The following is a 13,596-nucleotide window of genomic DNA, read 5'->3' as shown; positions in this document are numbered from 1 at the left end:
GAAAATAACAAAACCGGCCTGCCGGGCAAACAAAAAAATCTTTTTGTTGCCACCGACGCCCGGCCCGATCAACTTGATTTATGATGGGTGCCTATCTACTCTTTTCGGCCGCCGCGCCGGTCGGTGAATGGTTCAATCCCGAAACCCTGGCAACGCTGGCGGCGTCAGTCATAGCCATACTGGTTGTTCTTTATACAACTTTCAGTCAGCGTCGGGGCAGGGAATTCAAGGTTCGGGAAATCGGGGGGTTGAAGGCGGTTGAAGACGCTATCGGGAGGGCGACTGAAATGGCCCGGCCGGTGTTATACACTCCGGGGTGGGGGGGAGACATCCAGCGGCCTACCACGATAGCCTCAATGAATATCCTCAGTCATGTAGCCGAGAAAACGGCCTCTTATGACTGCCGTCTGGTATATCCCACTCACGATCCTGTCATAATGACGGTGGCACAGGAGGTCGTGAAAGGAAGTTATGCCCGCCAGGGGTATCCCGACCGGTACAAAGCCGATGATATCGCCTATGTGTCATCATCGCAATTCGGCTACGCGGCCGCTGTCGACGGTCTTATCACCAGGCATAAGCCGGCGTCGATTTTTTTGCTGGGTACTTTCGAGGCGGAGTCCCTGATTTTGGCTGAGACAGGCAATTCAATAAATGCTATCCAGATAGCCGGAACCGACTCAACCATACAACTGTCCTTCTTTATCGTAGCCTGTGATTACACTCTGATCGGCGAAGAACTATTCGCGGCGTCAGGTTACCTTTCGCAGGACCGTTCCGTTCTGGCGTCGGTCGAAGCACAGGATATCATGAAAATATTGATCGTGATCTTTCTGGCAGCAGCCATCCTGTGGAGTACGATTGAGACTCTCCTGGGAATCAGCCCGAGCGATTGGTGGGTGTTCTGATGGGTCGCAAGCTACCGCTTTTTATCTGTTTCATTTTCGGATTGGTGATGTTCGCGCAGTATTTCTCCGCTCACCCGACAGCTCGCGCACTGAATCAGGCCATTTTGGATTACTGGCAGATCGTTTTCGCCTTTACATTGATTGTGGGTGTGTTCAGTTACCTGAAGAACAATATGACCGAGATGAGTCGCAACAAGGATACGGTTTATCGTGCGGTGGGTCTGCTCGGATTCTTGTCTATGCCGGTTTTTGCATTGATCTGGGGCATTAAGGCGGATACGCCGTTTATGTGGACGTTCGAGAATGTTCAAGCTCCGATGCAGTCGACGGTGTTCGCGCTGCTGGCATTTTTCGTCGCTTCGGCATCGTTTCGTGGGTTCAGAGCTCGCTCCTTTCCAGCCGCGGTGCTTTTGATATCAGCCCTGTTGATGCTGCTGAGCCGTTCCAATATCGGCGGCTTCTTCTCCGACGGACTGCCACAGGTGGCGGACTGGATCCGCAACTATCCTTCGATGGCCGCCCGACGGGCGATCTTGATTGGAATCGGGCTGGGCTCATTGACGACATCGCTTCGGGTCATTGTTGGCATCGAACGAACATGGCTGGGAGGGGACAAATGAAAACATTCGAAGCCCGGCATTGGACTTTTCTCGGTCTTCTCGTAGTTGTGGCCGGCGCCATGATTCTCAACATCAAATTGGATATGCGGGTGTCGCCGTACACCCAGCGACTATATGATTGTATCGATTCGCTCCCGGATGGCTCCGTGCTGATTGTCTCGTTTGATCACGAGGCTTCATCGCTGCCGGAGATCAGGCCAATCGCACAGAGTGTACTCCGTCACACCTTCAAGAAAGGTCACAAGCTCATAGGAGTGTCTCTCCTGGCCGAGGGTACGCTCATCGGGTATCGGCTGATGCAGGAAACGGCGCGCGAATACGGCCGGGTGTATGGCGTGGATTACGTCTATCTCGGCTTTCGACCACAGTATATAGCCGCGATTCTGGCGATGGGTGAGTCGATCGGCACTACCTATCCGCTCGATTATCTGGGAAGACCCTATGGGCAATTCGAACTCACCCGATCGGTGAAGAACTACGATGATGTCGCCGCGGTGCTGTCCATTGCGGATGGTTCTCTGACGACGCACTGGATAGAATACGGTCAGGCGCGTTACGGGGTCCGTGTTCTGGGGGCGGTAACGGCGGCGATGGTGACAACTTACGACCCATACCTGTCATCCGGGCAGATGTACGCTATGATGGGCGGGCTCCGGGGAGCGGCCGAGTATGAGAAGCTCTTGGCTGTCAGCGGGGGAGGGGCGCGCGGAATGCTGGCTCAATCGAGCGCTCATTTGTACATCATTCTGCTAATAGCGCTCGGCAATATTTTGTACTTCGCATCGAGAAAAAAGGGGAGAGGGGCCTGATGGACGCCGGAACACTGATCGCGGGAATCCTGACCCTGGCCATACTTACTTTTTTGTACCGGGACAACCCGATTTACAAGATGGCCGAGTATCTGCTAATCGGCGTGTCTATTGGATATATACTGGTGGTTGCCTGGACCAACACGTTGATGGCAATTCTTTTTGAGCCGCTATTTTCGGGGCGGAATTTCTGGCTGATAATTCCATTCGCGCTTGGGCTTTTGATGTGGGGACGGTTCCACGACAAGACTTCATCGCTGTCGCGCATCCCGATTGCCTTTATGATTGGCTCCGGCGCCGGGGTGGCCATTCCTGCCATGCTTTACGGCCGCACTCTGAAACAAATGTCAGCCACTGTGATGCCACTGACTGACGCTTCAGGTGTCCCCGATATTTCCGGGCTGGTCGTGATTGTTGGGCTTATAAGTACCCTGGCATACTTCTATTTCGGCCGCGAGCACAAGGGGACATTCGGCAAAGCCGCGACAATTGGCACGTTCTTCCTGATGATATTTTTCGGCACCACGTTCGGTTATACTGTTATGTCCCGTATGTCGACATTGATTGGCCGCATGGAGTTTCTGCTGACGGATTTCTTCAAACTCACGAACTGAGATGGCCTATGAAGTGTCCCCGCTGCAAATCTACGATGAAAGAGCAAAAGCGGTCGTTTCATAAACAGCGCAAGTGGATCTGCCCAGGATGCGGTTTTATCAGGTTTCAGCAGCCCAAACCTAAAAAGGAAAAGTGATTGCCTGCCTGTAACCACGTTGAATATCTTCCCGTATGGTGAGTATATCTGCAAACCGTCTTTTCGGTTATTATCATGAATGACAAACAAGCAGAGATAAGAATAGGGACCTCGGGCTATAGCTTCGAGGATTGGAAAGGGACGTTTTACCCGAAGGATATCGACAAAGGCAAGATGCTTGACTATTATATCAGGTTTTTCCCGACGGTTGAAATTAACTCGACATACTATCGCATTCCACATCCGGCGGTTATGGCTAACATAGTCAAGAAGGCGCCCGATGGTTTTGACTTCATGGTAAAGGTTCCTCAATCATTTACTCACCGGCGCTCTGACCTGGAGGATGATGTTGCGAGGTTTCGCGAGGCTATCAAACCGTTTGAGGAGTCCGGCAAATTATCGGGACTTCTGGCGCAATTTCCTTATTCTTTCAAGTTCAGTCCGGACAGCCTGGACTATATAGCTGTCTGCCGCGATGCCGTCGCTCCGAATGAACTGTTCGTGGAATTCCGTCACAACGGCTGGGTGAATCGGCAGATGTACGACCGTCTCAAGGCGGAAGCAATCGGATATGTGTGTGTCGATGAGCCACAGCTTCCAGGATTGCTCAACCCGGACCTGTTTGCCACCACGAATACGGCCTACGTGCGCCTTCACGGGCGCAACAAAGACCAGTGGTGGGGGGGAGGCCCGCTGCGCTATGATTACAGTTATTCCGACGAAGAGTTGAAGGAGTGGAAAGAGAAGCTGGAAAAAATCAAAAGTAAAGTAGCACGTATCTATATATATTTCAACAACTGCCATCTGGGACAGGCAACGGCGAACGCCACCCGCTTTTCAGACATGCTTGGCCTTTAGGTTTTTGTTGACGAACGCATAATAGCTTTGTAATTAGTGACACTATCGCTTAGAAAGGCAAGCATGTTTCTGAAGCTGGATCGAATCCGAAAAGAGTTTACCGGGCAGGTGGCAGTGGATGATCTCTCGCTCGAAGTCCCCAAAGGGGTCATTTACGGCATAATCGGCCCTAACGGAGCCGGCAAAACAACCACTATCCGGATGATAATGAACATCACCATTCCCGATTCCGGCTCCATTACAATGGAAGGGGCGCAAACCGGCGAGGCGTTTCGCAACCGGGTAGGCTATCTTCCGGAAGAGCGCGGCCTGTACAAGAAGATGACCCTTGAAGAGGTTATGATATACATGGCCGAGTTGAAGGACTACCCGTCGTCCAGAGCTGCCGAAAAGATCGATTACTGGCTCAAAAGAGTTGACCTGGGTGACTATCGCCACAAGAAAGTGGAGGAGCTATCCAAGGGGATGCAGCAAAAACTCCAGTTTATCACCACTATTCTTCACGAACCCGATCTCGTCATTCTCGATGAGATTTTTTCTGGACTTGACCCCCTCAACATGGAATTAATCAAGGACATCATTCTGGAGATGAAGCGCGGCGGCAAAACGATTTTGTTCTCGACACACGTCATGGAGCAGGCGGAAAAATTGTGCGACCATCTGTGCATGATAAATCGCGGGAAGAAAGTAATCGACGGCAAGCTTACGGATATAAAAGCGCAGTTCGGGAAAAACTCGGTGCAGATCGAAATCGAGGGTGAGGGTAATTTCATCGCCGGACTTCCGGGTGTTAAAAAGATGACCGAATTCAACAACTATATCGAGCTTCAGCTCGATGACGGCGCTGACGCCAATGAGATACTCAAACAGGTGGTGCAGAGGGTCAGGGTACTTCGCTTCGACATCGTGGAGCCCTCGCTTTACGACATTTTCATAGGCATGGCCAAAGTTGATCCGGCCGAGTATGAAAAAAGGGGGGAGGCCAGCCGTGTCTAAATTCTGGGTTATCTTCAAGCGGGAATACGCTCAGGTAGTTAAGAAGAAATCATTTGTCGTTGGTATTTTTCTGACTCCGGCATTGATGGCGGGTTTTTTGATTCTGCCCACGATGTTCGTAAACACGAAATCATCGGAAGCCGAACCACTCGCCGTTATCGACCGGACGGGGATGGGCATCGGCCAGAGGTTTGCCGAGAGTCTTCAGCAGTATCGCCTCGAGGATACCTCCAGGGCTTATTACGATGTCAAGGGCATTTTCGAAATCGATGTCGCCGACTCGGCCAGGTTCATCGCGGTCGAGGACTCGCTTCGCGCCCTGATAGCGAATGAGGAATTGAAATACACGCTGGTGGTTGGACCGGATGCTTATCTGTGCGACAGCTGCATGTACATGATAACGAACTCGGACAAGTTTCGCACGATGAAACGGTTCGAGGATCGTCTGTCGAACATCCTGTCATCGGTGCGGCTTGAGGTGTCCGATGTCAATCTGGGTGTGGACTCCGTTTTGAGTCTTACGCGCCAGGTCGAACTTCCCACGCGGGATGCCAAAGGGGAATCGCTTCCTTTCGTAGTCAAATACCTTGGTTCACTGTTGTTTGTCATGCTGATGTTCGGGATGATAATGGCTTATGGTCAAATGGTCATGCGATCAGTGATCGAGGAGAAGAGTTCGCGCATCATGGAAGTAATGATATCGTCGGTGACACCCTTTCAGCTTCTGCTGGGGAAGATCCTTGGATTGGGGGCCGCCACATTCACGCAGGCGGCGGTCTGGATTATAATCGGATCCGGAATTTATTCGATGAAGGCCACGCTTAATATTGATCCATCCGTTGACAGACTCGTGTTTAACCCTGCCATAGCAGTGTTCTTCGTGTTGTTTTTGGTCACCGGGTATCTGTTGTACTCCGCGTTGTTCGCCTTCATAGGTTCGATTGTCAACAGTGAGAAAGAGGCTCAGAATTTCGTCTTTCCCATAACGATGTCGATGGTTCTGCCGGTGATGATCGCCATGTACGTCGTTCAGGAGCCCAATTCACCCGTTTCGATAGCTCTTTCGATGTTTCCGTTTTTTACGCCTACCATGATGACCATGCGGGTAGTTTTCATGGCCCCGACTCTTCAGAGTTATTCGCTATTCAGTGGTATTCTGGCACAGGCGACAATCGGCTTTGTCATTGTAACGCTCAGCGTGATCGGCATGATCTGGCTGACGAGCAAAGTATTCCGGATTGGCATTCTGATGTACGGCAAACGCCCGACTCTTCCGGAAATAATGAGGTGGGTGAAATACTAACAGGTTCACAGCGAGAGATGATAAAAAGAAGTACATTACCCAAAGTTCTGTTATTTTTGGCCGCCTTCGTGTTTTTCTCGGCCAATACAATTTACCTGCTTGAGGCTGACCCGACTCATTTCAATACTGCCCTTGACAAGTGTTATCATTTTGATTTCGAACATGTACGCAAAGGACCGCAGCTCAATCTCAAATCAGCTTTGCTTCTAAACTATGAAAACGGCCAGGTCTTGTACGCCAGGAATCCTGATGAAATACGCCCGATTGCCTCGCTGTCGAAGCTGGTGACTGCGATGGTGATAATCGACAAGGGACTTGATTTTGATACAGTGGTTACGATAACCCGCGAAGATGCCAAGCGGTCTTCGCGGTCACGGCTTCGCGTCGGTTACCAGTTGACTGTACGCGATCTGATGCACGCCATGTTGCTCAATTCTGACAACCGGGCCGCTCGGGCTCTCGCCGAGGCCACCAGCGGTTCGATAGAGAGTTTTGCCGCCGAGATGAATCGCAAGGTGAAAAAGCTGGGGCTGGAAAACACCGTCTTTTATGAACCCAGCGGACTTGATGACGGCAATGTTTCCACAGCACACGAAATAGCCAAGATTCTGCACTACGCCTACGATTATGAGATAATCCGGAAAATTACATCCAAAAAAACTTACATGGTCCGTGTGTTAAATCGAAAGAACACGCGACTCCAGATGGCGAACACCAATCTGTTGATTCACTCCAGCTATACCGTGCTTTCAGGAAAGACGGGATATATAAAAGCCTCTGATTATTGCCTGACAGCGCTGGTCAGAAACAAGAAAGGGGAGAGGTTAACTGTGGTGGTTCTGGGGGTTCCCGGCGACCGCCTTCGGTTCAAAGAAGCCCGTCGCCTCATTGACTGGGGCTTCAAACAAATTATCTGAATTTTCTTCTGAATCAGCCGATTTCCCTGTATATTGGAGTCCTTGACGGCATGACCTATCTGAATTCACGAAGGGATCGCGTCAGCACATGCTAAAGACTATAATGGTTACAGGATCATCCGGTACGGTCGGGACTGCTCTGGTACAAAGCCTCTCGTCTCAAGGCTACTATGTGCTACCGCTGGACATTCGTCGCTCTTTGTGGGATGTCGGCATCGATCGGAAAACCATTTTTCGCGACCTTCGCAAGCCACTGTCTAATTTGCGCTTGCGCCTTAAACCAGACCTTATCATTCACCTGGCGTCAAACGCCCGCGTCCACGACCTGGTGGTCGACCCACAGAAAGCTCTCGATAACTATGTGATGACCCACAATATCCTCGAGTACGCCCGGCACAACAGCGTAAAGAGGTTCATTTTCGCCTCCTCGCGGGAGGTTTACGGAGAATCGAAGGTTGACGATAAGCGCCGGGAAGACTCGACACACGTAACCCGCATAAAGTCGCCCTACACGGCATCGAAATTCGCCTCAGAAGCTCTGATTCACTCGTACCATGAGTGTTACGGAATCGTTCCGGTAATAGTACGGTTGTCTAATGTTTATGGGCGTTTTGATGTCTCGGAGCGGGCCGTGCCGCTGTTTATCTATTATGCCCGGCGAAATCGGACCATAAACATATTCGGAAAAGAGAAGAAACTCGACTTTACCCACACCGATGACGCTATCGACGGTTTCAATCGGATTGTCCGCAAATTCGATCGAATAGCGCCAAATACTCTCAATATCACAGCCGGCAAAGGGGCAAAGATCGTTGATGTTGCCCGGATTATTATCGATAATCTCGACTCAAAATCAGAAATCAGCATAGACGACAAGCGAACCGGCGAGATATCGACTTTTGTAGCTGATATTTCGCGGGCCGGAAAGCTCCTTGGCTACCGACCTAAAGTATCACTTGAAGAAGGCCTCGAGCGGAATATCGAGTGGTATCTGAAAGTTATGAAAAGTCGAAGAATATATGAGGCTCAGCGACGTGATTTGCTAAAGCGAGGTTGGGCCTGATTTAATTCAGCGGAACAGATTATACTTGAGAATACACCAGATCGCTTTGACACCGTCTTTCCAGCCAATTTTCTTACCTTCATTATAAGTACGGCCGTAGTACGATATCCCAATTTCATATATTCTGGCGCGACGTCTGGCCACCTTGGCAGTGATTTCCGGCTCAAATCCGAACCGGTTTTCTTCGATATCTATCGATTGTATCAACTCGCGGCGAAAAGCCTTATAACAGGTCTCCATGTCAGTCAAGTTAATGTTCGTGAACATGTTGGACAGTAGGGTCAAAAGACGGTTGCCGATGTAATGCCAGAAATACACGACCCGGTGCGGCGCGCCGCCCTGAAAGCGGGAGCCATACACGACATCAGCTTTATCATCAACAATAGGCATTATCATGGCAGGGTATTCGTTGGGGTCATATTCGAGGTCCGCGTCCTGGACTATCACAATATCTCCCGTGGCGTGCTGAAATCCGGTCTTCAGGGCATAACCTTTACCGAAATTCTGCGGCTGGTAAATTATCTGATCGACCTGATCACGAAGTTTGTTTTCGAGAAGCTCCCGAGTGCCGTCGGTGGAGAAATCATCGACGAGAATGATTTCCTTGTCCTGAACTGGGGCTGCTTTTACTCGAGACACAATCTCTTCGATAGTGGAGAGCTCATTATAAACCGGTATGACAATTGAGAGCTTCATGATTCAGCCGAATAGCGTCCCATAAGATATATTATGTTAACTACCACATGAAGCCAATATAGCAAACCGCTCATATCTTTAGCCTTTGACCACAATATTAAGGATTCTACCCTTAACGTAGATCTTTTTGACAATCTGCTTGCCATCGGTAAAATTAAGCACTTTCTGGCTTTCAAAAGCCGCTTTCTCCACCGTCTCCTGGCTCGCGTCGGCCGGCACCATCACAGAATCCCGGAGCTTTCCGTTGACCTGAACCGCAATCTCTATACTGTCGCCAACGATAGCCTCAGGATCGTGCTGCGGCCATGCGGATTTAAAGACCGAATCGCTGAATCCGGCCGTATGCCACATTTGTTCGGCCATGTGCGGTATCATTGGCGCGGCCAACTGAACAGCCTTAAGTATTACATAGTCTTTCAACCGGGCATCCTTGATACTATCCGGCTCGAAGTCCCTGGTGAGTTCCATCAGGGCGGCGATGGCAGTATTGAATTGAAGCCTTTCGAAGGACTCGCTGACTTTTTTGATTGTCTGATTCAACTTGATATACAGCGCCCATTCGGCATCATCGAGATCCCCGCGCTTAAAGTATTGCTTTAAGTCCAGCGGCGAACCGGAATAACTCGAGATCATCGGGTAGAACTTATTCAGCGCGAATTTCTCGACCCCGGTCAAGGTGTCGTCACTCCAGAGAACTTCTTTTTCCGATGGCGCCGTGAAGAACATCCCAAGACGGGTAACATCGACTCCACGAGTATCAACCAGCGCGATTGGAGAAACCACATTGCCTTTTGATTTGGACATGACCTCGCCGTGAGAATCCATGACCATGCCATGGTTGAAAAGACGAGTCGCCGGCTCGGCGGTTTTTACCCAGCCGATGTCCCGCAGGAACTTGTGGAAAAACCTGAAATAGATCAGATGTCCGGTGGCGTGGGTGATTCCGCCAATATAAAGGTCAATTGGCATCCAGGCGCTTGCCTTGTCTTTGTCAAACGGCTCACGCGCATTGTGCGGGTCAATATAGCGCAAATAGTACCAGGAGGAACAGACGAACGTATCCATCGTATCGGGATCTCTCTGTGCTTCTCCCCCGCACTGGGGACATTTCACATTCATAAATTCAGGTACATCAGCCAGGGGTGAGCGGCCTTTTGGCGTATAGTTCTCCACTTTGGGGAGCTCGACCGGCAGATCTGAAACGGGGACAGGAACTTCGCCACACGTCGGGCAATGGATTATCGGGATCGGGCAGCCCCAGTAGCGTTGACGCGATATGGACCAGTCTTTGAGCTTGTAGTTCACTTTGGCGCGGCCAAATCCATTGTCGGCGGCGTACTCGGTGACAGTCCGAATCGCTTCCTGCCCAATCAGGCCATCAAAATGCTCCGAATTGACCATCGGGCCATACTCGACGAAAGCATCATCCATCTTATTGACATCCAGAGAGGTGCGCTCATCCGGATGAATCACCACTTTAATAGGAATTCCGTATTGTTTGGCGAACGCGAAATCGCGGGTATCGTGGGCCGGTACTGCCATAACGGCTCCCGTACCATAGCCCGCCAGAACATAGTCGGCCACCCACAACTGAATTCTCTCACCGTTGAACGGATTGATAGCGTATTTTCCGGTGAAGACACCGTCTTTGTCTTCGGTGGCGGTTGCCCTTTCAATATCCGTTCGCGCCATGGCCTTCTGGCGGTATTCGTCGACCTTTTGCTTATACTCGCCCTTCAAATTCAGTCTATCCACTATTTCAGCTTCGGGCGCTATTGCCATGAACGTGACACCGTAGATTGTGTCGGGGCGGGTCGTAAAGACCGGGAGTCTTTCGCCGGTTTCTTCGATCGTGAAATCTATCTCCGCGCCATAGGAGCGCCCAATCCACTCTTTCTGCATCGTTTTAACGTTATCCGGCCAACCCGGGAGGCTATCAAGGTCGTCAACGAGGCGATCGGCGTAATCGGTGATTTTGAAATACCACTGTTCCTGGTCTTTCTTTACCACCGGTGTGTGACAACGTTCGCATTTGCCGTCTTTAACCTGCTCGTTCGCGAGCACGGTTTTGTCTTCGGGACACCAGTTTACAAAGCCACGCTTGCGGTAGGCGAGCTTGTTTTTGAACAGCTGTATAAACATCCACTGTGTCCATTTGTAGTAATCCGGAAGGCACGAGGTCACCTCGCGCGACCAATCGAAAGAAATGCCTACCTTCTGAAGGGTGGCCCGGGAAACGGCGATATTCTGGAGAGTCCAGTCCTGGGGGTGGATATTGCGCTGGATGGCGGCTCTTTCGGCGGGTAATCCGAAAGCATCCCATCCGAATGGGTGCAGGATGTCCTTGCCCAGCATCATCTGGTGTCTCGCGACAGCATCGCCGATTATGTAGTTGCGAAAGTGGCCCATGTGGATGTCGCCCGATGGATAGGCGAACATAACCAGCATGTAGAATTTGTTTTTAGCGTCCGGCTGTTCCGGCGCCCGGTGCAAACCGGTTTCTTCCCAGACACGCTGCCAGTGGCTTTCGATTTCCTTGAAATTGTATTTATCCAGTTTCACTGTCATATTTTAACCCTGTCGGAAATTATTAAGTCGAAATAATAGCAAAAATAGACAAAAACGCAAGATTTTATGCCCTCTGACACGATGTGACCTTACTGTCGACTCAAAAACCGATACAGCCCGGTACCATATGAGAGCCGATTGCTAATGTTGGCTTTGACCTGCTCCAGGCGATAAAGCCCCCCACAGCCTAGCTTTTGACGAACCGTAAAGGGAGTGTCATAAAAATACACCGCGAACCTGCCCTCTGCCATCTGACTGTCATTTTCTGTGGGGAAATTCATGGTGTAGCCACTGTTGTAGCCGGACTCGCAGGCGGTGTCAATAACCCTCCGATTGAAGCGCCCGAACGGGTAGCTTATACTTTCGACCGCTACCTGTAATGCATCTTCAAGGACTGCTTTTGAGGATGACAGTTCCTCCTTTAGTTTTGCGTCGGTAAGGGAAGTTAGGGGCCGATGACTGTGGCCGTGACTGCCGAAGGTGACACCCATTTGAGCCAACTCTCTTATGGCATTTGTGTCCAGGTGCGGGGTATCCCGGAAGATAAAGCTGTAGTCCCATTTGTTGCTCTTGCCTATGTAAGCCGTGGGGACAAAAACAATCGGCCTTAAACCGTACTTGTCGATGAGTGGTGGGAGGAATTCAGAGAGATGGCTGTAACCGTCATCGAACGTCAGTCTTACGAAGGTGCTCCCCGCTTCTCCCCCGTTGTTGTCATCGAAGCGAAAACCGTTATGGATGAGAAAATGCAGGAGCCTGTCCAGTCTGCGCGGTGAGAAATTGGTCGAGCCGTAGCTGAAACCCGGCATTATTTTGTGAAACGCCAGAGTTGGTTCATGGCGTATTATCGTACGCTCTTCATTGTCTGTTTCAGAATCAGAGGGCATTCTCAATAGCACTCTTATCTTCAATCCCGAGTACAGCTATGGCTATTTGCGAGTTGTCGAAAGTCTTGTTGGCCTGTTCGAGTACCTGCTGAGGGGTTACGCGGTCGATTTCTCTCAGAGATTTCCTGACGGGTATATAACTTCCCAGCATTAATTCCTGACGGGCAAGTCGATTCATTCGGCTGTAGGTTGACTCCATGCCGAGAGTCAACTGACCTTTGAGCTGCGCTTTAATCTGGTCGAGCTGTTTTGTATCCAGGCGTTTCCTCGTCGTGCGAGTGAGTTCTTTGAGGGTTATCTGAATGCACGCCGCCAGATTCTTTTTGTCAGCACTCATGTATGCGCCGAACTGTCCGGCGTCGCGATAGAATTCATTGAAAGTGTACACGGTGTATGCCAGTCCTTTTTCTTCCCTGATCTTCTGGAAGAGGACCGAAGACATCCCGCCACCGAGATATGACTGAAGAGCGAGAACCGCCATCTTTTCCCTGGCGTCATATTTAACACTGGGGAAACCCAGACAAATGTGAATCTGCTGGTTATCATCGGGCTGAGCGACGACAGTTCGATCGGTCGACCTTTTTGCGGTCTCATACGCCTGAGCCGAGCCATTGGGAAAATCGAACTTCTCTTTTACCAACCGTACCAGCTTATCATGAGAAACCGAGCCGGCGGCAGCTATAACCACCGAACCGGCGCGGTAGTTTTTGTGCAGATATCCCATAATTGCCGACCTTCGCACCGGGGCGAGAGTCTCGACTTCTCCGAGTATCGGACGGCCCAAGGGATGGTCGCCCCAGTAGGCCTCGGCGAAGATATCGTGGATGTAATCCGATGGTGTGTCTTTGCTTTCCTTGATCTCCTCGTAAACCACCTGTTTCTCGCGTGCCAAATTATGCGGGGTGAACCTGGCGTGGCAGGCAAGGTCGGCGAGAACATCCACGCCGATATCCAGATGTTCATCGAGAATACGGGCAGTGAAACAGGTCTGTTCTTTGGAGGTAAAAGCGTTGAGGGAACCGCCGATAGATTCAAGCGAGGAGGCAATCTCTTTGGCCGTTCGATTCTTAGTGCCTTTGAACACCATGTGTTCGATGAGATGACTCAGGCCGTTTTCGGCTTTAGATTCATTGCGCGAACCAACATCGGCCCAGACTCCCAATGAAATAGAACGAACTGAGGGTATCCTCTCGGTTATTACCCTCAATCCGTTCTTCAAT

Annotated in this window: 13 protein-coding genes; 9 read left to right on the top strand and 4 right to left on the bottom strand. The window is 50.7% G+C overall.

The window, feature by feature from the left end:
* Positions 1–80 precede the first annotated feature (80 nt).
* The 9 genes from AB1483_10355 to AB1483_10315 all read left to right on the top strand — a co-directional run bounded on the left by AB1483_10355 (position 81) and on the right by AB1483_10315 (position 8,225).
* Positions 81–908 (top strand): DUF6754 domain-containing protein, encoded by an 828-nt coding sequence (locus tag AB1483_10355; GenBank protein MEW6412859.1) that lies wholly within the window; start codon positions 81–83, stop codon positions 906–908.
* Positions 908–1,528 carry a hypothetical protein gene (locus AB1483_10350; GenBank protein ID MEW6412858.1) on the top strand — a complete coding sequence of 207 codons (621 nt, stop codon included), beginning with the start codon at positions 908–910 and terminating at the stop codon, positions 1,526–1,528. The genes AB1483_10355 and AB1483_10350 overlap by 1 nt, the downstream gene beginning before the upstream one ends.
* Entirely contained in the window at positions 1,525–2,337 is an 813-nt protein-coding gene (locus AB1483_10345) for a hypothetical protein (protein ID MEW6412857.1), read from the top strand. Before AB1483_10350 ends, AB1483_10345 begins: the two co-directional genes overlap by 4 nt.
* On the top strand, positions 2,337–2,951 hold the full coding sequence (locus AB1483_10340) for a hypothetical protein (GenBank protein MEW6412856.1): 615 nt from the start codon (positions 2,337–2,339) through the stop codon (positions 2,949–2,951). The genes AB1483_10345 and AB1483_10340 overlap by 1 nt, the downstream gene beginning before the upstream one ends.
* Before the next feature lie 212 nt (positions 2,952–3,163).
* Positions 3,164–3,946 carry a DUF72 domain-containing protein gene (locus tag AB1483_10335; protein ID MEW6412855.1) on the top strand — a complete coding sequence of 261 codons (783 nt, stop codon included), beginning with the start codon at positions 3,164–3,166 and terminating at the stop codon, positions 3,944–3,946.
* Between the two features lie 63 nt (positions 3,947–4,009).
* Positions 4,010–4,942: an ATP-binding cassette domain-containing protein gene (locus AB1483_10330; GenBank protein ID MEW6412854.1), complete on the top strand. Its 933-nt coding sequence runs from the start codon at positions 4,010–4,012 to the stop codon at positions 4,940–4,942.
* On the top strand, positions 4,935–6,245 hold the full coding sequence (locus AB1483_10325; protein ID MEW6412853.1) for an ABC transporter permease: 1,311 nt from the start codon (positions 4,935–4,937) through the stop codon (positions 6,243–6,245). Before AB1483_10330 ends, AB1483_10325 begins: the two co-directional genes overlap by 8 nt.
* Positions 6,230–7,162, top strand: coding sequence for a D-alanyl-D-alanine carboxypeptidase family protein (locus AB1483_10320; protein MEW6412852.1), 933 nt, complete (start codon positions 6,230–6,232; stop codon positions 7,160–7,162). The genes AB1483_10325 and AB1483_10320 overlap by 16 nt, the downstream gene beginning before the upstream one ends.
* A gap of 88 nt (positions 7,163–7,250) precedes the next feature.
* On the top strand, positions 7,251–8,225 hold the full coding sequence (locus AB1483_10315; protein MEW6412851.1) for an NAD-dependent epimerase/dehydratase family protein: 975 nt from the start codon (positions 7,251–7,253) through the stop codon (positions 8,223–8,225).
* A 6-nt stretch (positions 8,226–8,231) separates the two neighbouring features.
* Here the strand turns inward: AB1483_10315 and AB1483_10310 are convergent, their stop codons facing one another.
* The 4 genes from AB1483_10310 to AB1483_10295 form a co-directional block, all read right to left on the bottom strand.
* On the bottom strand, positions 8,232–8,921 hold the full coding sequence (locus AB1483_10310; GenBank protein MEW6412850.1) for a glycosyltransferase family 2 protein: 690 nt from the start codon (positions 8,919–8,921) through the stop codon (positions 8,232–8,234).
* A gap of 78 nt (positions 8,922–8,999) precedes the next feature.
* The gene (gene leuS, locus AB1483_10305) at positions 9,000–11,477 is read right to left on the bottom strand and encodes a leucine--tRNA ligase (GenBank protein ID MEW6412849.1); all 2,478 of its coding nucleotides are present in this window, start codon (positions 11,475–11,477) and stop codon (positions 9,000–9,002) included.
* A gap of 101 nt (positions 11,478–11,578) precedes the next feature.
* The gene (locus AB1483_10300) at positions 11,579–12,376 is read right to left on the bottom strand and encodes a polysaccharide deacetylase family protein (GenBank protein ID MEW6412848.1); all 798 of its coding nucleotides are present in this window, start codon (positions 12,374–12,376) and stop codon (positions 11,579–11,581) included.
* The gene (locus AB1483_10295) at positions 12,366–13,595 is read right to left on the bottom strand and encodes a pitrilysin family protein (GenBank protein MEW6412847.1); all 1,230 of its coding nucleotides are present in this window, start codon (positions 13,593–13,595) and stop codon (positions 12,366–12,368) included. The genes AB1483_10300 and AB1483_10295 overlap by 11 nt, the downstream gene beginning before the upstream one ends.
* Position 13,596 lies beyond the last annotated feature (1 nt).

The organism is Candidatus Zixiibacteriota bacterium (assembly GCA_040756055.1).
Classification (GTDB): Bacteria; Zixibacteria; MSB-5A5; order GN15; family FEB-12.
This window is presented reverse-complemented; position numbering and strand designations above follow the sequence as displayed.

Bases quoted from the DNA above. Each gene is read 5' to 3' on its own strand.
- AB1483_10310 (MEW6412850.1), bottom strand. From the start codon at position 8,921: ATGAAGCTCTCAATTGTCATACCGGTTTATAATGAGCTCTCCACTATC.
- AB1483_10335 (MEW6412855.1), top strand. From the start codon at position 3,164: ATGAATGACAAACAAGCAGAGATAAGAATAGGGACCTCGGGCTATAGC.
- AB1483_10355 (MEW6412859.1), top strand. From the start codon at position 81: ATGATGGGTGCCTATCTACTCTTTTCGGCCGCCGCGCCGGTCGGTGAA.
- AB1483_10300 (MEW6412848.1), bottom strand. From the start codon at position 12,376: ATGCCCTCTGATTCTGAAACAGACAATGAAGAGCGTACGATAATACGC.
- AB1483_10330 (MEW6412854.1), top strand. From the start codon at position 4,010: ATGTTTCTGAAGCTGGATCGAATCCGAAAAGAGTTTACCGGGCAGGTG.
- AB1483_10345 (MEW6412857.1), top strand. From the start codon at position 1,525: ATGAAAACATTCGAAGCCCGGCATTGGACTTTTCTCGGTCTTCTCGTA.
- AB1483_10340 (MEW6412856.1), top strand. From the start codon at position 2,337: ATGGACGCCGGAACACTGATCGCGGGAATCCTGACCCTGGCCATACTT.
- AB1483_10350 (MEW6412858.1), top strand. From the start codon at position 908: ATGGGTCGCAAGCTACCGCTTTTTATCTGTTTCATTTTCGGATTGGTG.
- AB1483_10315 (MEW6412851.1), top strand. From the start codon at position 7,251: ATGCTAAAGACTATAATGGTTACAGGATCATCCGGTACGGTCGGGACT.